The 17939-nt window shown below is 51.1% G+C and carries 20 protein-coding genes; all 20 read left to right on the top strand.

Annotated elements, in window-relative coordinates:
* Window positions 1-88 precede the first annotated feature (88 nt).
* The 20 genes from rpoB to rplX all read left to right on the top strand — a co-directional run bounded on the left by rpoB (window position 89) and on the right by rplX (window position 17925).
* Entirely contained in the window at window positions 89-3430 is a 3342-nt protein-coding gene (gene rpoB, locus ACYQ2N_RS08950) for a DNA-directed RNA polymerase subunit beta (protein ID WP_459998906.1), read from the top strand.
* Between the two features lie 30 nt (window positions 3431-3460).
* Complete coding sequence (gene rpoC, locus ACYQ2N_RS08945; protein WP_459998904.1) at window positions 3461-6901, top strand: DNA-directed RNA polymerase subunit beta'; 3441 nt, start codon at window positions 3461-3463, stop codon at window positions 6899-6901.
* A gap of 84 nt (window positions 6902-6985) precedes the next feature.
* Window positions 6986-7237 carry a ribosomal L7Ae/L30e/S12e/Gadd45 family protein gene (locus ACYQ2N_RS08940; protein WP_459998902.1) on the top strand — a complete coding sequence of 84 codons (252 nt, stop codon included), beginning with the start codon at window positions 6986-6988 and terminating at the stop codon, window positions 7235-7237.
* Between the two features lie 113 nt (window positions 7238-7350).
* Window positions 7351-7767 carry a 30S ribosomal protein S12 gene (gene rpsL / locus ACYQ2N_RS08935; RefSeq protein WP_459998901.1) on the top strand — a complete coding sequence of 139 codons (417 nt, stop codon included), beginning with the start codon at window positions 7351-7353 and terminating at the stop codon, window positions 7765-7767.
* A gap of 44 nt (window positions 7768-7811) precedes the next feature.
* Window positions 7812-8282 carry a 30S ribosomal protein S7 gene (rpsG, locus tag ACYQ2N_RS08930; protein ID WP_459998900.1) on the top strand — a complete coding sequence of 157 codons (471 nt, stop codon included), beginning with the start codon at window positions 7812-7814 and terminating at the stop codon, window positions 8280-8282.
* 38 nt (window positions 8283-8320) lie between these two features.
* On the top strand, window positions 8321-10396 hold the full coding sequence (fusA, locus tag ACYQ2N_RS08925) for an elongation factor G (protein ID WP_459998899.1): 2076 nt from the start codon (window positions 8321-8323) through the stop codon (window positions 10394-10396).
* Window positions 10397-10511: 115 nt separating this feature from the next.
* Complete coding sequence (gene tuf, locus ACYQ2N_RS08920) at window positions 10512-11714, top strand: elongation factor Tu (RefSeq protein ID WP_459998897.1); 1203 nt, start codon at window positions 10512-10514, stop codon at window positions 11712-11714.
* A 194-nt stretch (window positions 11715-11908) separates the two neighbouring features.
* Window positions 11909-12214 (top strand): 30S ribosomal protein S10, encoded by a 306-nt coding sequence (gene rpsJ / locus ACYQ2N_RS08915; protein ID WP_459998896.1) that lies wholly within the window; start codon window positions 11909-11911, stop codon window positions 12212-12214.
* A gap of 173 nt (window positions 12215-12387) precedes the next feature.
* Complete coding sequence (rplC, locus tag ACYQ2N_RS08910) at window positions 12388-13017, top strand: 50S ribosomal protein L3 (protein ID WP_459998894.1); 630 nt, start codon at window positions 12388-12390, stop codon at window positions 13015-13017.
* A gap of 24 nt (window positions 13018-13041) precedes the next feature.
* Entirely contained in the window at window positions 13042-13671 is a 630-nt protein-coding gene (rplD, locus tag ACYQ2N_RS08905) for a 50S ribosomal protein L4 (protein WP_459998893.1), read from the top strand.
* Window positions 13664-13951 carry a 50S ribosomal protein L23 gene (gene rplW, locus ACYQ2N_RS08900; RefSeq protein WP_459998892.1) on the top strand — a complete coding sequence of 96 codons (288 nt, stop codon included), beginning with the start codon at window positions 13664-13666 and terminating at the stop codon, window positions 13949-13951. Before rplD ends, rplW begins: the two co-directional genes overlap by 8 nt.
* 24 nt (window positions 13952-13975) lie before the next feature.
* The gene (gene rplB / locus ACYQ2N_RS08895; protein WP_459998891.1) at window positions 13976-14803 is read left to right on the top strand and encodes a 50S ribosomal protein L2; all 828 of its coding nucleotides are present in this window, start codon (window positions 13976-13978) and stop codon (window positions 14801-14803) included.
* Window positions 14804-14927: 124 nt separating this feature from the next.
* Complete coding sequence (gene rpsS, locus ACYQ2N_RS08890; protein ID WP_459998890.1) at window positions 14928-15209, top strand: 30S ribosomal protein S19; 282 nt, start codon at window positions 14928-14930, stop codon at window positions 15207-15209.
* 18 nt (window positions 15210-15227) lie between these two features.
* The gene (gene rplV, locus ACYQ2N_RS08885) at window positions 15228-15569 is read left to right on the top strand and encodes a 50S ribosomal protein L22 (protein ID WP_459998889.1); all 342 of its coding nucleotides are present in this window, start codon (window positions 15228-15230) and stop codon (window positions 15567-15569) included.
* Window positions 15570-15572: 3 nt separating this feature from the next.
* Window positions 15573-16232 (top strand): 30S ribosomal protein S3, encoded by a 660-nt coding sequence (gene rpsC / locus ACYQ2N_RS08880; RefSeq protein WP_459998887.1) that lies wholly within the window; start codon window positions 15573-15575, stop codon window positions 16230-16232.
* Entirely contained in the window at window positions 16233-16670 is a 438-nt protein-coding gene (rplP, locus tag ACYQ2N_RS08875) for a 50S ribosomal protein L16 (protein ID WP_459998886.1), read from the top strand.
* Entirely contained in the window at window positions 16660-16863 is a 204-nt protein-coding gene (gene rpmC / locus ACYQ2N_RS08870; RefSeq protein ID WP_459998884.1) for a 50S ribosomal protein L29, read from the top strand. The genes rplP and rpmC overlap by 11 nt, the downstream gene beginning before the upstream one ends.
* Window positions 16864-16889: 26 nt before the next feature.
* A complete protein-coding gene (gene rpsQ / locus ACYQ2N_RS08865; RefSeq protein ID WP_459998883.1) occupies window positions 16890-17150 on the top strand; it encodes a 30S ribosomal protein S17 in 261 nt (86 codons plus the stop codon).
* A gap of 36 nt (window positions 17151-17186) precedes the next feature.
* On the top strand, window positions 17187-17555 hold the full coding sequence (rplN, locus tag ACYQ2N_RS08860) for a 50S ribosomal protein L14 (RefSeq protein WP_459998881.1): 369 nt from the start codon (window positions 17187-17189) through the stop codon (window positions 17553-17555).
* A gap of 28 nt (window positions 17556-17583) precedes the next feature.
* A complete protein-coding gene (rplX, locus tag ACYQ2N_RS08855) occupies window positions 17584-17925 on the top strand; it encodes a 50S ribosomal protein L24 (protein WP_459998880.1) in 342 nt (113 codons plus the stop codon).
* Window positions 17926-17939 lie beyond the last annotated feature (14 nt).

Genomic DNA, 17939 nt, shown 5'->3' with positions numbered 1-17939 from the left:
GAGGTTTTGTAAAAGGCCTTGCTTTTGGCTGTTTATGTTATTATTTTTTTTCCTTGGGAGGAAATCACACTTGAGGGGTGAAGCGTAAATGTATCCAGTTAAGGTTGGGACACGGGAACGCTGGAGTTATTCCAGAATCCGTGAGGTTCTCGACATACCGAATCTCATCGAAATCCAGCAGAACTCCTACCGGTGGTTTCTTGATGAGGGGTTGCGCGAAATGTTTCGTGATATTTCCCCGATTCAGGATTTCACAGGAAACCTCGTTTTGGAGTTTATTGACTACAGCTTGGGTGAGGCCAAGTACGAGGTTGAGGAATGTAAAGAACGTGATGTAACGTATGCTGCGCCTCTACGGGTTAAGGTCCGCCTTATCAATAAGGAAACGGGAGAAGTTAAGGAGCAGGAAGTTTTCATGGGAGACTTCCCACTCATGACTGATAAAGGCACGTTTATCATTAACGGTGCTGAGCGCGTGATTGTCAGCCAGCTTGTGCGCTCGCCCGGCGTCTATTACGCTGAATCAATTGACACTAGTGGCAAAAAGCTTTACGGTGCCACCATTATTCCTAATCGCGGGGCTTGGTTGGAATTCGAAACGGATATTAATGACAACCTTTTTGTCCGGGTTGACCGCACCCGCAAACTGCCGGCCACCGTCCTGATTCGTGCGCTTGGCTATGGCAGCAATGGTCAGATTTTAGAGCTGTTTGGCGACAATGAACATGTGCGCATGACTCTGGAGCGGGACAATTCCGAGTCTGTGGAAGAAGCTTTGGTTGAGATTTACAAACGCTTACGTCCGGGGGAACCGCCGACGGTGGACAGTGCCCGTTCCCTGCTTGATGCTTTGTTCTTTGATCCTAAGCGCTATGACCTGGCCAAAGTGGGCCGGTACAAGTTAAATAAAAAACTTACGCTTGAGATTCCGATTGAGATTCGCCATCTTACCAAAGAGGACGTTATCGCCACGATGCGCCGCTTGCTGCAGTTGATGAATGGCGAGGGGCACAAAGATGATATTGACCACTTAGGGAACCGCCGCCTGCGTTCGGTCGGGGAGCTTTTGCAGAACCAGTTCCGCATCGGCTTGTCCAGGATGGAACGGGTTGTGCGCGAGCGCATGACGATTCAGGACGTTGATGTTATCACCCCTCAAGTATTAATTAATATCAGGCCGGTTGTGGCTGCCATCAAAGAGTTTTTTGGCAGCAGTCAGCTTTCCCAGTTTATGGATCAAACCAATCCGCTCGCTGAACTCACGCACAAGCGGCGTCTGAGCGCCCTGGGCCCAGGTGGGTTAAGCAGGGAACGCGCCGGGTTCGAGGTACGGGACGTTCACCACTCCCACTATGGGCGGATGTGCCCGGTAGAGACTCCGGAGGGACCGAACATCGGTTTGATCGGATCCTTAAGTACGTATGGACGTATTAATGAATACGGATTTATCGAGGCTCCTTACCGCAAAGTGGATAAAGAGCAGGGCATGGTTACAGATGAAATCCATTACCTCACCGCTGATGAGGAAGAGAAATATATTGTGGCTCAGGCTAATGCCCCCCTGGATGAAGAAGGGCGTTTCCTGGGAGAGAAGATTGACGCCAGGCATGGAGCGGATTTCGTCTTGGTAGCCCCGAACCGTATTGATTACATGGACGTATCCCCGAAACAGATGGTCTCAATTGCGACCGCTCTGATACCGTTTTTGGAGCATGATGACGCTAACCGTGCCCTTATGGGTTCCAATATGCAGCGACAGGCAGTACCTCTCTTGCGCACGGATTCTCCCTATGTAGGAACCGGCATCGAGTACAAGGCTGCGCGTGACTCCGGGGTATGCGCGATCACCAAAAAAGCCGGTGTAGTGGAGCGCGTCACGGCTGACGGAATTATCGTCCGCCATGATGGGGGAACCACCGAGAAACACAAGCTCCTCAAATACCTGCGTTCCAACCAGGGAACGTGCATCAACCAAAGGCCGATTGTGAGCAAAGGAGAGAGAGTGGAAGCCGGGCAGATTATTGCTGACGGGCCGTCCACCGACAATGGGGAACTGGCCCTGGGCCGTAATGTGCTCGTGGCCTTTATGACCTGGGAAGGGTATAACTACGAAGACGCTATTCTCATCAGTGAAAAGCTGGTGAGGGAAGATTACTATACTTCCATCCATATTGAGGAGTATGAGGCAGATGCCCGCGACACCAAGCTCGGGCCGGAGGAAATCACCCGTGATATTCCGAATGTGGGCGAGGACGTCTTGAAAGATCTGGACGAACGCGGGATCATCCGGATTGGCGCTGAGGTCAGGCCGGGGGACATCTTGGTAGGAAAAGTAACTCCCAAAGGGGAGACTGAGCTTACAGCCGAGGAACGCCTCTTAAGAGCGATCTTCGGGGAAAAAGCGCGCGAAGTCAGGGATACATCCCTCAGGGTTCCGCACGGAGAAGCGGGTAAGATCGTTGATGTCAAAGTGTTCACTCGGGAAAATGGGGATGAACTCGCACCTGGGGTTAATGAATTGGTGCGTGTCTATATTGCGCAGAAGCGTAAAATATCGGTCGGAGACAAAATGGCCGGTCGCCACGGTAACAAGGGAGTTATCTCCCGCATCATGAGGCAGGAAGATATGCCCTTTATGCCTGACGGTACTCCGGTTGAGATCGTGTTAAATCCACTGGGCGTCCCTTCACGGATGAATATCGGTCAGGTTCTTGAAACCCACTTGGGCTGGGCGGCTAAGACTTTAGGCATCCGGGTTGCGACTCCTGTCTTCGACGGTGCCAGGGAAAACGATGTTTTCGAAACCCTGAAGAAAGCCGGACTGCCGGATGAAGGCAAGTCTATGCTTTATGACGGTCGTACCGGGGAGCCTTTTGACAGCAAAATTACAGTTGGCTATATGTACGTCCTGAAGTTGCACCACTTGGTCGATGACAAGATCCATGCCCGTTCGACAGGTCCGTACTCTCTGGTTACCCAGCAGCCGTTGGGCGGCAAAGCTCAGTTCGGCGGTCAGCGCTTCGGAGAGATGGAGGTCTGGGCCTTAGAAGCATATGGTGCGGCCTATACCCTGCAAGAAATTCTCACTGTCAAATCAGACGATGTCGTGGGCCGCGTCAAAACTTACGAGGCCATTGTGAAAGGGGAAAATATTCCGGAGCCGGGAGTACCCGAATCATTTAAGGTGCTCATTAAGGAATTGCAGAGTTTGGGTCTTGATGTGCGTGTACTCTCTGAAGATGATAAAGAGATCGAGATTCGCGAAATAGACGAAGATGTCACGGAAACTGCCAAAGAGCTCGGGATTGATTTACATGAAGAGCCGCCTGTCGCTGCCAAAGAGCACTCTGCGGATGAGGGTGACGATGACTATTCTGATGAAGAAGAATATTTAACTGAAGATATTATAGAGGTCGATGATCTCGAGTAGTCCCCGTTAGGCGAAAGGAGAGAACGAACCTTGCTGGATGTCAACAACTTTGACCGGATGCGCATTGGACTGGCATCTCCGGGTATGATCCGCGACTGGTCTTACGGAGAAGTCAAAAAGCCTGAAACCATCAATTACCGGACCTTGAAGCCGGAACGGGAAGGACTGTTTTGCGAGAAAATTTTTGGCCCGACGCGGGACTGGGAGTGCCATTGCGGTAAATATAAACGGGTTCGCTACAAAGGAATCGTGTGCGATCGCTGTGGTGTGGAAGTAACGCGTTCCAAAGTTCGCCGGGAACGCATGGGCCATATCGAACTGGCTGCCCCTGTCTCTCATATCTGGTATTTCAAAGGGATACCAAGCCGTATGGGGCTGCTCCTGGATATGTCCCCCCGTGCCCTGGAAAAAGTGCTTTACTTCGTTTCTTATATCGTTACAGAGCCTGGAGATACTTCTTTAATGAAAAAGCAGTTGCTCACGGAAACTGAGTACCGGGAATACCGCGAAAAGTACGGTGACCGCTTTGAAGCGGGGATGGGTGCTGAGGCGATCAAGCTCTTGCTGGACGAGATGGATCTCGAAAAGCTCAATGATGAACTGCGCACTGAGTTAAAGGAGGTGTCCGGACAGCGCAAAATCCGCGCCATCCGCAGGCTGGAAGTCGTGGAGGCCTTTAAGAAGTCAGGCAACTCTCCTACCTGGATGATCCTTGATGTGGTTCCGGTAATTCCGCCTGAACTGAGGCCGATGGTGCAGCTGGACGGCGGCCGGTTTGCTACTTCTGATTTAAATGACCTCTACCGCAGGGTTATTAACCGCAATAACCGCTTAAAACGCCTGCTCGATCTGGGAGCGCCGGACATCATTGTGCGCAATGAGAAGAGAATGCTGCAGGAAGCGGTAGACGCTTTAATTGATAACGGACGCCGCGGCCGTCCGGTTACCGGACCGGGGAACCGTCCGCTTAAGTCCCTGAGCGATATGCTTAAAGGGAAGCAGGGGCGTTTCCGCCAGAACCTCCTCGGGAAGCGGGTTGACTACTCCGGACGTTCAGTTATCGTCGTGGGACCGAACCTGAAGCTGCATCAGTGCGGTCTGCCTAAAGAAATGGCCTTGGAATTGTTTAAGCCCTTTGTGATGAAAAAACTTGTTAATGAAGGGCATGCCCATAATATTAAGAGTGCCAAGCGCATGGTGGAAAGAGTGCGGCCTGAAGTGTGGGATGTTCTCGAAGAAGTCATTTCCGATCACCCGGTGCTCCTGAACCGCGCACCAACCCTGCACCGCTTAGGGATCCAGGCTTTTGAGCCAATTCTGGTCGAAGGCCGGGCTCTCCAAATCCATCCCTTGGTATGTACAGCCTATAATGCGGACTTCGACGGCGACCAAATGGCTGTTCACGTCCCGCTGTCGGCGGAGGCTCAGGCGGAAGCGCGTTTGCTCATGCTCTCGGCGCATAATATCCTGAATCCGAAAGACGGTCGTCCGGTGGCTTCCCCGACTCAGGATATGGTACTTGGCTCGTATTATCTTACTATGGACCGCCCTGGAGCCTTCGGTGAAGGTAAGATCTTCAAAGATGATGATGAAGCCGTTATGGCTTATAATTCTAAAGCGGTTCACTTGCAGGCCAAGATTAAAGTGCGCCGTGATAATGGACTCCTGGAGACCACTGTGGGGAGGTTAATCTTTAACACAGTCATTCCGGAAGAAGTTGGGTATATTAATGAAGTTGCCGGGAAAAAGGGTTTGGGCAACATCGTGGCCAAGACTTACCGTTTAGGCGGATATGCCAAAACAGCAGCCCTGCTTGATGGGATCAAGAGCCTGGGATTCAGGTTCTCGACCAAAGCGGGTATGACCGTCGGTTTATCAGATATTCAGGTTCCGGAAGAGAAAAAGCGCATCCTGGCAGAGGCTGACGGCCTTGTGGCCAAGACTGAGCAGCAATTCCGACGCGGTCTGATCACGGATGAGGAACGCTATAACCTGGTCATTGATACTTGGACCAAAGCAACGGAAGCTGTAACTAAGGCTTTGATGGATACGCTGGACCGCTTTAACCCGGTTTACATGATGGCTACTTCCGGAGCCCGCGGTAATATTCAGCAGCTGCGCCAGCTCGCAGGGATGCGGGGATTGATGGCTGACCCGTCCGGGCGTACCATCGAGCTCCCGATTAAAGCGAATTTCCGTGAAGGGCTTACGGTTTTGGAATACTTCATTTCTTCCCATGGTGCTCGTAAAGGTTTGGCAGATACAGCCCTGAGGACCGCCGACTCCGGATATCTTACCCGCCGTCTGGTGGACGTTTCTCAGGATGTGATCGTACGCGATGAGGACTGCGGGACCAGGGACGGAATCATGGTCGAGGATGTCAAAGACGGTCCTGAAGTCATTGAGAAACTGGAAGAACGCTTAGTAGGGCGGTACGTGCTGGAAGATCTGCTCCATCCTGAGACGGGAGAAGTATTAGCCTCTCCGGCTCAGGAAATAACGGAAGACCAGGCCAAAGCAATCGCCGCCGCTTATGACAATGTCTGGATTCGCTCCGTGCTCACGTGCAAGACGAGATACGGAGTGTGCAAGAAGTGCTACGGCCGCAACCTGGCTACCGGGCGGCAAGTTGAGATGGGGGAAGCGGTTGGCATTATCGCGGCCCAATCCATTGGGGAACCTGGAACCCAGCTGACGATGAGGACATTCCACACCGGTGGCGTTGCCGGAGATGATATTACGCAAGGTTTGCCCAGGGTCGAGGAATTGTTCGAGGCCCGTAAGCCTAAAGGGCAGGCAATTATTGCGGAAATAGACGGTAGTGCCTCAGTGCGTGAAGTCAAAGGAAGGCGCGAAGTGGAAATTTCCGGCCCCAATGATGAGCATGTTAATTACACCATTCCTTTTGGTTCCCGGCTCAAGGTGAAAGAAGGAATGAAAGTGGAAGCGGGGGACGAACTCACCGAAGGAAGTGTCAACCCGCATGATATGCTGAAAGTCAAAGGAATCCGCGGCGTTCAGGTGTATCTTCTGGGCGAAGTGCAGCGTGTTTATCGCCTGCAAGGGGTTGATATTAACGATAAGCATATCGAGGTCATGGTTCGTCAGATGCTGAGGAAAGTTAAGATTGAAGAAGCGGGAGATACTGCTTTTCTGCCTGGCGGTCTAATTGATGTCTTTGAGTTTCAGGAAGAAAATGCGCGGACCATCGCTACCGGCGGAGAGCCTGCCGTTGCGCACCCGGTCTTGATGGGGATTACGAAGGCTTCCTTAGCTACGGACTCCTTCCTGTCGGCAGCTTCTTTCCAGGAGACAACAAGGGTTCTGACCGAAGCTGCGATCAAAGGAAAAGTGGATCCACTGCTAGGGCTGAAGGAGAATGTCATTATTGGCAAGCTCATTCCGGCCGGAACAGGAATGTCGCGTTATCGCAACATCAAAATTGACGCTGCGGAGCCTGTAAAGTCTTGACACGTTTAATAGTGAATGCTAGAATATATAAGCGTGCGTCCTTGAGAACAAGGAAAGAAAGCTCTGATCAAGGGGGAAAGCTTCGTGCTTGATGAAGCCTTTAAAAGTGCTAAGCAGAAAACGGTAGGAGTAAAACAGACGCAAAGAGCCTTGGAAAAAGGGCTCGCCCGCCGGGTCTATGTTGCTCAAGACGCGGAAGCCCCTGTTGTACGCCCGATTATCGAACTTTGCCAGAACCGCCGCGTGGAATTGGTTAAAGTAGCAAGCATGGCCGAATTAGGCAAGGCTTGCGGGATTGAGGTCGGAGCAGCGGTAGTGGCAATTCTCGCAGACTAATTAGATTTAACGAATCGGCATGATGCATAATGCAAGTTTTGGAATTGCTTGCCTGATGCTTTAGGTAAGCAATTCCTGGTATATTGTTTCTGCCGGGGAAAGGAGGTGTAGATATGCCGACGATTAACCAATTGATCCGCAAAGGACGTAGCGCGGTCGAGAAAAAATCGACAGCTCCTGCTTTGCAATGGGGTTATAATGCCCTCAAACGTCAGCAATTTCCCTCGGGAGGATCGCCGCAAAAGCGTGGAGTTTGCACCAGGGTTTACACAACCACGCCTAAAAAGCCTAACTCGGCCTTGCGTAAAGTGGCCCGTGTCCGTTTAACTAACGGCGTTGAGGTTACTTCTTATATCCCTGGGATTGGGCATAATTTGCAGGAGCACTCGGTAGTGCTCGTGCGGGGTGGCAGGGTTAAAGACCTTCCGGGCGTGCGTTACCATATTGTTCGGGGCGCGCTTGACACTGCAGGTGTGGCCAAACGTAATCAAAGCCGCTCGAAATACGGGGCCAAACGTCCTAAAAAATAGGGCCGAAGCAGTAGTTATATCAGTATGTAAAGGGGGGAAACCTGTTGCCGCGTAAAGGTTATATCGCCAAACGAGAAATTCTGCCTGATCCGATTTACAATAACAGAGTCGTGACCAAGTTTATTAACCAGATCATGCTTGATGGTAAAAAGGGGATTGCAGAATCCGTTTGTTATAATGCGTTTGATATCATAAAAGATAAGACCGGTAAAGACCCGGTTGAGGTTTTTGAAACAGCCCTTAAAAATGTAATGCCAGTCTTAGAAGTTAAAGCCAGAAGGGTCGGCGGAGCGAACTATCAGGTTCCGATTGAAGTCCGGACGGAACGCCGTCAAACTTTGGGCTTGCGCTGGCTCGTGCTCTATTCACGTAAACGTGGAGAAAAGACCATGCAGGAGAAATTAGCCGGAGAGCTTTTGGACGCAGCCAATAATACGGGTGGTTCTGTTAAGAAAAAGGACGAGACTCATAAAATGGCCGAAGCGAACAAAGCCTTTGCTCATTATCGCTGGTAATTTTGTCCGCGTAACTTTGACAGAAAGGGGGATTATCTGTGGCAAGGCAATTTCCATTAGAGCGGACTCGGAATATCGGCATTATGGCGCACATCGATGCCGGCAAGACGACGACAACAGAACGTATTCTTTTCTATACAGGACGTGTGCATAAAATCGGAGAGGTGCATGACGGAGCAGCAACGATGGACTGGATGGTGCAGGAACAGGAACGCGGGATCACCATTACGTCTGCTGCTACCACTTGCCAGTGGAAAAACCATCGTATCAACATTATAGACACACCCGGGCACGTTGACTTCACTGTGGAAGTAGAGCGTTCTTTACGCGTCTTGGATGGCGCGGTAGCGGTCTTTTGCTCGGTAGGAGGTGTCGAGCCCCAGTCCGAAACAGTCTGGCGGCAGGCGGACAAATATGGAGTTCCGCGGATCGCTTATATCAACAAGATGGACCGGATGGGTGCCGACTTTTTCCGCGGCGTATCTATGATTGCTGAGCGGCTGGGTGCCAATCCTGTGCCGATCCAGCTCCCGATTGGGGTTGAAGATGCCTTCAAAGGGATTGTGGATTTGGTCAGCATGAAAGCAACTATTTACACTGATGATTTGGGCACTACCAGTGACACTGCCGATATCCCCGGAGACTTAGTCGAACTGGCCAACGAATATCGTGAGAAACTGGCTGAGGCAGTTGCTGAAACCAGTGAAGAACTCATGATGAAGTATCTCGAAGGTGAAGAATTGACAGAAGAAGAAATCCGCAACGGGATTAGGCAGGGCACAATCGCGCTTAAGTTTATCCCGGTTCTGTGTGGTTCTTCGTTCAAGAACAAAGGGGTACAGCCGCTTTTGGATGCGGTTGTGGAGTATATGCCATCCCCGCTTGATGTACCGGCTATTAAAGGGGTACATCCGGAGACGGGTGCTGAAGACATGCGTGAGTCTGACGACAGTCAGCCTTTCTCTGCCCTAGCCTTTAAGATCATGGCTGACCCTTATGTGGGTAAATTGGCGTTTTTCCGGGTTTATTCGGGGGTCCTGACTTCGGGTTCCTATGTTTACAATTCAAGCAAAGGCAAACGTGAGCGCATTGGCCGCATTATGCAAATGCATGCCAACCACCGTGAGGAAATCGAGGAAGTGCGCGCCGGGGATATCGCTGCCGCGGTCGGCTTGAAAGATACTTCTACCGGGGACACTCTCTGTGATGAGAAGAGTCCGATTGTACTGGAGTCCATGCAGTTCCCTGAGCCGGTTATTAACGTGGCCATCGAGCCCAAAACGAAAGCGGATCAGGAGAAAATGGGCGGGGCCCTCAACCGTTTGGCAGAAGAAGACCCGACCTTCAAGATGTATACGGATCAGGAGACCGGACAAACGATTATCGCCGGGATGGGCGAGCTTCATCTGGAGATTATCGTTGACCGTCTGCAACGTGAATTCAAGGTCGACTGCAATGTCGGACGCCCGCAGGTTGCCTATAAAGAAACGATCCGTAGAACGGTTAAAGCAGAAGGCAAGTTTGTACGCCAGAGCGGTGGCCGCGGCCAGTACGGACACTGCTGGATTGAGCTTGAACCCCTTGAGCCTGGAAGTGGTTTTGAATTTGTCAACAAGATTGTAGGCGGGGTAATTCCCAGAGAATACATTTCCCCGATCGGGGCCGGTATCGAAGAAGCCATGCAGAACGGTATTCTGGCCGGGTATCAGGTGCTTGACATGAGAGCCACGGTCTATGACGGTTCCTACCATGATGTTGACTCTTCAGAAATGGCCTTTAAGATTGCCGGTTCGATGGCATTTAAAGCAGGGGCCTTAAAAGCGGATCCAGCCATTCTGGAGCCCATCATGAAGGTAGAGGTTACGGTGCCGGAAGAGTATATGGGTGATGTCATCGGGGATATAAACTCGCGTAGGGGCCGCATTGAAGGTATGGAAGCCCATGCCGGTGCCCAGGTGATTCGTGGGTTTGTACCGCTGTCTGAAATGTTCGGCTATGCCACCGACCTGCGTTCACGCACCCAGGGACGCGGAACCTATGTCATGCAATTTGACCATTATGAAGAAGTACCCAAAAATATTGCTGAGGGCATCATTGCCAAACGGCAAGGCTAGTTCGAGGTTCGAGTGGATCCGGCCTCTGACATCCGGCCTCCGGTATATTACCGCTGTTGACTTACGAGTTGCAGCGGGGAAATAGAATTAGTTTATTAAAGGAGTGAAGTTTACAATGGCAAAACAAAAGTATGAGCGTAACAAACCCCACGTTAACGTTGGAACCATCGGTCACGTTGACCACGGTAAAACGACCACCACTGCAGCTATTACCTATGTTCTGTCCAAACATGGCGGCGCTGTGGCCACTGCCTTTGACCAAATCGACAAAGCTCCTGAAGAGCGCGAGCGCGGCATCACCATTTCCACAGCTCACGTGGAGTATGAAACGGACAACCGTCACTATGCTCACGTTGACTGCCCAGGGCACGCTGACTATGTTAAAAACATGATCACCGGTGCTGCTCAGATGGACGGTGCCATTCTGGTTGTGTCCGCTGCTGACGGCCCGATGCCGCAAACCCGCGAGCACATCCTCCTGGCCCGCCAGGTAGGCGTTCCTTACATCGTTGTGTGGCTTAACAAAGCTGACATGGTAGACGATCCTGAACTCATGGAACTCGTCGAAATGGAAATTCGCGAACTCTTAAATGAGTATGAGTTCCCGGGTGATGACATTCCCATCATTCCTGGTTCCGGCCTCAAAGCCCTTGAGTGCGGCTGTGGTTCCCGTGATTGCGAATGGTGCGGCGGAATCTGGAAGCTTATGGATGCCGTTGATTCCTATATTCCGACCCCAGTACGCGATACGGATAAGCCTTTCCTGATGCCGGTTGAGGATGTCTTTACCATTACCGGTCGTGGCACCGTTGCTACCGGCCGTGTTGAGCGCGGTGTGGTTAAAGTCGGCGATGAGGTTGAGATTATCGGTCTTTCGGATGCTCCCCGCAAAACCGTTGTCACCGGGGTAGAAATGTTCCGCAAGCTGCTTGACCAAGCCCAAGCCGGTGACAACATCGGTGCTCTGCTGCGTGGGGTTGACCGCAAAGATATTGAGCGCGGACAAGTTTTAGCCAAACCCGGATCAGTGAAGCCCCACACCAAGTTTACGGGTGAGGTTTACATCCTGACGAAAGAGGAAGGCGGGCGTCACACTCCTTTCTTCCACAACTACCGCCCTCAGTTCTACTTCCGTACAACTGACGTTACCGGTGTTGTTGAACTCCCGGAAGGTATTGAAATGGTTATGCCTGGCGACCGTGTAACGATTAAGGTAGAGCTTATCACCCCGATTGCTATGGAAGAAGGACTTCGTTTCGCTATTCGTGAAGGCGGACGCACAGTAGGTGCCGGAGTTGTAGCTTCAGTTATTGCCTAAACTTAAGCGCAATAAGGTGGGCCTTAACAAGCCCTCTCCTAATGCGGCATTCGGGCCTTTTAAGGCCCGAATGCCTGCGTTAAGGACCAGGAAAAACGCAAAAGGTTGCCGCTTCAGGTGACTCCGCCTGGACCGGGGAATTTTTGCGCGTTTGAGTCCGTATGAACGGACAATATTTTAAGGAGGTAATTATAATGAGCCAGAAGATTCGTATTCGTCTCAAGGCATTTGACCATAAAATCTTAGACCAGTCGTCCGAGAGAATCGTAGAAACTGCGAAAAGGACGGGTGCTCAGGTGAGTGGGCCGATTCCCTTGCCAACGGAGAAAAGCATCTATACCATTCTGCGTTCTCCTCACGTCAACAAGGATTCGCGCGAACAGTTCGAAATGCGCACTCATAAGCGCTTGATCGATATTCTTGAACCTACCTCGAAAACAGTTGACGCGCTCATGCGTTTGGATTTGCCTTCAGGCGTGGATATTGAAATTAAGCTCTAAAATCATACTAGCATAATCTAAGCTTTTGTGGTAAAATATTTATGTTTGTGGCGTGAAACACCCGGAGGCGTGGAAAATAGCTAAAGGGTAAAACGCCTAAAAAATAAAAAACAGAACGCTCTCGTGCGCCGATACTCTCGGTGCACTTCAAAGTGTTCAGGAGGTGGCAATTCGTGTCGAAAGGAATTCTGTGCAGAAAAATCGGAATGACCCAGGTTTTCGCGGAAGATGGACGTTTACTTCCCGTGACTGTGGTCGAAGCAGGCCCCTGCTTTGTCGTGCAGAAGAAAACCGTGTCCACAGACGGTTATCATGCAATTCAGGTAGGGTTCGCTGAGAAAAGGGAGTCTCTTAGCAGCAAACCGGCTAAGGGGCACTTCCAAAAAGCATCGCTTAAACCCTTACGCTTTCTGCGTGAGCTGCGTGTAGCGGATGCTGAAGCTTTTCAGGTCGGTCAGGAAATCAAAGCTGACATCTTTGCCCCCGGAGAGAAAGTTGATGTGGTCGGTACTTCCAAAGGAAAAGGATTTTCCGGGATGATCAAACGTCACGGTGCCCGCCGCGGACCCATGGCTCACGGATCAAAGTACCATCACCGCACAGGTTCTCTCGGCGCGAAAGGTCCGGCTCGCGTGTTCAAGGGCAGAAACCTTCCCGGTCGTATGGGAGTTGAGCGGGTAACCGTCCAAAACCTCGAGATTGTCCGGGTTGATGCGGATAAAAACCTGATTTTGGTTAAGGGTGCCGTCCCGGGACCAAAAAAGGGATTGCTCATTCTTAAAAGCTCTGTTAAGGCGAAGTAGTTTGCGGGAAAGGAGGAATAAGCAATGCCGAAAGTTCAAGTCTTGAATATGCAAGGTTCTCCGATAGGAGAAATTGATTTAAGTGATGAAGTCTTCGGGATTACACCGAACGTTCATGTTTTACATTTAGCCGTGCGTGCACAACTGGCCAGTTTGAGACGGGGCACCCACTCGACTTTGCTGCGTGGGGAAGTGCGCGGAGGCGGACGCAAACCATGGCGGCAAAAAGGAACAGGCCGGGCGCGGGCGGGCAGCAGCCGCTCTCCGCTCTGGAGAGGCGGTGCCGTTCTCTTCGGACCCAAACCCCGCGATTATGGCTTTAAGATTCCTAAGAAAGTTCGTCGATTAGCGCTTAGGTCAGCCCTCTCGTCAAAAGCGAGCGAGGCCAGCCTGTTTATAATCGATAATCTGACTTTACCGGAAGCTAAGACCCGGGAAATGGTCAAAGTCCTTAAAGCCTTGAATGTTGGGAAAAAGGCTCTGGTCGTAACCGCTAATCCAGATGAAACCGTAGCGCGTTCCGCCCGCAACATCGAGGGTGTTAAAGCTTTAACGGTCGAGGGTCTTAACGTGCTAGATCTAATGAACCATGATGTCCTGGTGATCACCAAGGATGCTGTGGCAAAGACCGAGGAGGTGTTGGCTAATGCGTGACGCGCGCGATGTTCTCATCCGGCCGGTTATTTCCGAGAAGTCCGTCGGGTTCGTTGAGGAGAACAAATACACCTTTTGGGTTAATCCGGCAGCGAACAAAATCGAGATTAAAGCTGCAGTAGAGAAAATGTTCAAGGTGCATGTTGAAGACGTTAACACCTTGAATGTTAAAGGAAAAGAGAAACGGGTAGGCCGCTACAAAGGCAAAACCCCGGATCGTAAAAAGGCAATTGTTAAGCTTCAAGCCGGCGACAAGATCGAAGGATTCGCAGGGCTGTAATGCTAGTGCAAAGGAGGGAAAACCATGGCAGTGAAGGCATTTAGACCGACCTCTCCCGGTCGGCGTCAAATGACAGTATCAACATTTGAAGAGATTACGCGCGTGGAGCCTGAGCGCTCTCTGCTGCAGCCGCTGAAAAACAAAGCCGGACGCAACAATGCAGGACGCCTGAGTGTGCGCCATCAAGGCGGCGGGCACAAGCGCATGTACCGTGTAATCGACTTCAAACGCAATAAAGACGGAGTTCTGGCGAAAGTCGCGAGCATTGAATATGATCCGAATCGTTCGGCCAATATCGCTCTGCTCCAATATCTTGATGGCTATAAGGCCTATATTCTGGCTCCGAATGGCTTGCAAGTAGGGCAAACCGTTGTTTCCGGCGTCGGTGCGGATATCAAAGTGGGAAATGCACTGCCCCTGCGCAATATTCCGGTAGGTACGCAGCTGCACAACATCGAAATGAAGCCTGGCAAAGGAGCGCAGCTTGTCCGTTCGGCGGGCGGTTCCGCCCAGCTCATGGCCAAAGAAGGGGCATATGCCACCTTGCGTCTCCCTTCCGGTGAAATGCGCATGGTTCATCTGGACTGCCGCGCTACGATCGGGCAAGTAGGGAACTTGGACTATGAAAATATCAATATCGGTAAAGCAGGAAGGACTCGCTGGCTGGGAATTCGTCCGACGGTGCGCGGTTCAGTTATGAACCCGGTCGATCATCCGCACGGCGGTGGGGAAGGCCGCAACCCGATTGGCCGCAACCCTGTCACACCCTGGGGCAAACCTGCTCTGGGTGCTAAGACCCGTAAGAAGAAGAATCCAACCAGCCGCTTTATCGTGAAGCGTCGCAGCAAATAATCCTTAGGTTGATAGAGTGCGTTTTTCGGGAGTTCCCGGGGCTGTAATCTGAGCGCCCTGCTTCGGAACATTCGAACTACGAACCTCGAATATCGAACATCGATCTTGGAAGGAGGTCCGTAAAATGGCCAGATCATTGAAAAAAGGGCCTTATGTGGAGGCGCGCTTGCTTAAACGGGTAGAGGACATGAACAACAGTGGCGACAAACGCGTGCTCAAGACCTGGTCCAGACGTTCAACAATTTTTCCGCAAATGGTAGGCCATACTGTTGCGGTTCATGACGGCAGAAAACACGTTCCGGTCTATGTTACCGAAGACATGGTGGGGCATAAATTTGGTGAGTTTGCTCCTACCCGCACCTATAAAGGGCATGCTGGCAGTGAAAAGTCCAGCGGCTTACGCTAAGTTGAGGAGGTATGAGGAATGCAAGCAAAAGCAATTGCAAAATATATACGCATCTCTCCTCGTAAGGTGCGCCAAGTAGTTGACCTGATTCGTGGCAAAAAGGTTAATGATGCCTTTGCTGTTCTGCAGTTTACGCCTAAAGGCTCCACCGAGCCTGTGGTGAAAGTTTTGAAATCTGCAGTGGCTAACGCTGAGCATAACTTGGAGTTAAGCTCAGACAACCTTTTTGTGACGGAGGTCTTTGTCGACCAAGGGCCGACTTTGAAGCGCATCAAACCCCGGGCCATGGGACGTGCGGATGTCATTCGCAAACGCACAAGTCACATCACTGTGGTTGTGGGCGAGAAGAAGGAGGGTTAATAAGTGGGTCAAAAAGTTAATCCCAAAGGCTTGCGTGTTGGCATCATCCGTGACTGGGAAGGACGCTGGTATGCCGGTCGGAACTATATCGACCTTCTGCATGAAGACTTAAAGATCCGCAAATTTATTAAGGATAAACTTAAACAAGCGGGTGTGCCCAAGGTTGAAATCGAGCGGGCTGCCAACAGAGTGAAAGTCTCCGTGTATGCGGCTAAGCCCGGTATCGTAATCGGCCGCGGCGGCGCTGAAGTGGAGAACTTGCGCAAACAGTTGGAGAAGCTCACCGGCAAACAGGTTGCTGTGAATATCGTTGAAGTGAAAAAGCCTGAGATTGATGCTCAGTTAGTGGCTGAAAGTGTGGCTCAGCAGCTTGAAAAACGTGTATCTTTCCGCCGGGCTATGAAGCAGACTGTTGGCCGCACGATGCGCCAAGGAGCCCAGGGTATCAAGATTTCCTGCGGCGGTCGTTTAGGCGGCGCCGAAATTGCCCGTACGGAATGGTATAACGAAGGTAAAGTGCCCCTTCATACCTTGCGCGCTGACATTGATTATGGGTTTGCTGAAGCGAACACCACTTACGGTAAGATCGGCGTCAAAGTATGGATTTATAAAGGAGAGGTTCTTCCCGCCAAGAAGGTCGCTCAGGTGGAAGGAGGAAAATAAATGCTTGTCCCAACCAGAGTGAAACACCGTAAACAACACCGCGGTCGTATGAGTGGAACGGCCACCCGTGGCAATAAAGTGACATTTGGGGAATACGGTTTAGTTGCTCTTGAGCCTGCCTGGATCACTAACAGGCAGATAGAGGCTGCGCGTATCGCCATGACCCGTTATATCAAACGGGGCGGTCAAGTATGGATTAAGATTTTTCCGGATAAGCCGATCACCGCTAAACCGGCTGAGACCCGGATGGGCAGCGGTAAAGGTGCGCCCGAGTACTGGGTGGCTGTCGTAAAACCGGGCCGGGTCATGTTTGAACTGGCCGGGATTCCGGAAGATGTTGCTCGCGAAGCTCTGCGCCTGGCTATGCACAAACTTCCGATCAGGTGTAAATTTGTGCGCCGTGAGGAACTTGAAGGAGGTGGCGCTAGTGAAAACTAAGGATTTCCGCGATATGACTGACGAAGAAGTTCTGAAGCAAGTTGACGAACTAAAAACGGAACTCTTTAATTTACGTTTTCAGCTCGCCACAGGTCAATTAGACAACCATATGCGCATCCGTGAAGTGCGTAAGCATATAGCCCGTGGTAAAACAATCCTCCGTGAGCGCGAACTGAACATCAAACGTGCTTAACAGTGAGAGAAAGGAGGACTTGGAACATGGAAAGAGCAGATCGCAAGGTCAGAATCGGCAAAGTCGTGAGCAATAAAATGGATAAGACGGCAGTGGTAGCGGTAGAGACCACAGTACGTCATCCTCTGTATAAGAGAACGATCAGCCAGACTAAGAAGTTTAAGGCTCATGACGAAAAGAATGAGTGCAATATCGGAGATACCGTTGTCATCATGGAAACCCGTCCGCTTAGCAAAGATAAACGGTGGCGCGTTATCGAGATCACAGAGAAAGCGGTTGTTCTCTAAAGCGCCCAATTCAATTGGGAAGGGGGTCTATTAAGGATGATCCAAGTACAAACCAGGCTTAAAGTAGGAGACAACACCGGGGCGAAAGAACTGATGTGTATTCGCGTCATGGGAGGCTCCTTCCGCCGTTACGCCTCAATTGGCGATATAATTATGGCTTCTGTTAAAGTAGCAACACCAGGCGGCGTTGTTAAAAAAGGAGATGTCGTTAAAGCAGTCGTCGTGCGCACGACTAAGGAAATCAAGCGCCCGGACGGCTCCTACATTCGCTTTAGCGAGAATGCGGCTGTCATTATTAAGGATGACAAGAGCCCGCGCGGAACGCGCATTTTTGGTCCAGTGGCCCGCGAGTTGCGCGATAAGGATTTCATGAAGATTATTTCCCTGGCACCGGAAGTGCTTTAAGACCTCAGGACCGATGGAGGTGAAGAAAGTGGCTGCTGTTAAGCAAACTATACACGTTAAAAAAGGCGATCTGGTAATGGTGATTACCGGGAAAGACGCCGGCAAAAAGGGCAAAGTCCTGGAAGTGATTCCGAAAAAGGGACGTGTGGTCGTAGAAAAGGTAAACATTATTAAACGCCATACCCGTCCATCACAGGGGAATCCGCAAGGTGGAATTCTTGAAAAAGAAGCACCCATTCACAGCTCCAATGTGATGCTGTTCTGCCCGGAATGCAATTCAGTCACCCGGGTGAACATCAAAGAAACTGAAGCCGGGAAGGTTCGTGTCTGCAAAAAGTGCGGCGTGAATTTGCCGGATAATAAAAAATAAGCGGAAAGGAGGGA

Source organism: Paradesulfitobacterium aromaticivorans, assembly GCF_054657415.1.
Note: the sequence above shows the minus strand (reverse complement) of the source record. Positions and strands in the feature narration are given on the sequence as shown.

Excerpts from the sequence above, each read along its gene's own strand:
- tuf (WP_459998897.1), top strand. The coding sequence starts at position 10,512 with ATGGCAAAACAAAAGTATGAGCGTAACAAACCCCACGTTAACGTTGGA.
- rpsQ (WP_459998883.1), top strand. The coding sequence starts at position 16,890 with ATGGAAAGAGCAGATCGCAAGGTCAGAATCGGCAAAGTCGTGAGCAAT.
- rpoB (WP_459998906.1), top strand. The coding sequence starts at position 89 with ATGTATCCAGTTAAGGTTGGGACACGGGAACGCTGGAGTTATTCCAGA.
- rplN (WP_459998881.1), top strand. The coding sequence starts at position 17,187 with ATGATCCAAGTACAAACCAGGCTTAAAGTAGGAGACAACACCGGGGCG.
- rplP (WP_459998886.1), top strand. The coding sequence starts at position 16,233 with ATGCTTGTCCCAACCAGAGTGAAACACCGTAAACAACACCGCGGTCGT.
- rplV (WP_459998889.1), top strand. The coding sequence starts at position 15,228 with ATGCAAGCAAAAGCAATTGCAAAATATATACGCATCTCTCCTCGTAAG.
- rplD (WP_459998893.1), top strand. The coding sequence starts at position 13,042 with ATGCCGAAAGTTCAAGTCTTGAATATGCAAGGTTCTCCGATAGGAGAA.
- rpsJ (WP_459998896.1), top strand. The coding sequence starts at position 11,909 with ATGAGCCAGAAGATTCGTATTCGTCTCAAGGCATTTGACCATAAAATC.
- rpsL (WP_459998901.1), top strand. The coding sequence starts at position 7,351 with ATGCCGACGATTAACCAATTGATCCGCAAAGGACGTAGCGCGGTCGAG.
- rpsS (WP_459998890.1), top strand. The coding sequence starts at position 14,928 with ATGGCCAGATCATTGAAAAAAGGGCCTTATGTGGAGGCGCGCTTGCTT.
- rplW (WP_459998892.1), top strand. The coding sequence starts at position 13,664 with ATGCGTGACGCGCGCGATGTTCTCATCCGGCCGGTTATTTCCGAGAAG.
- rplB (WP_459998891.1), top strand. The coding sequence starts at position 13,976 with ATGGCAGTGAAGGCATTTAGACCGACCTCTCCCGGTCGGCGTCAAATG.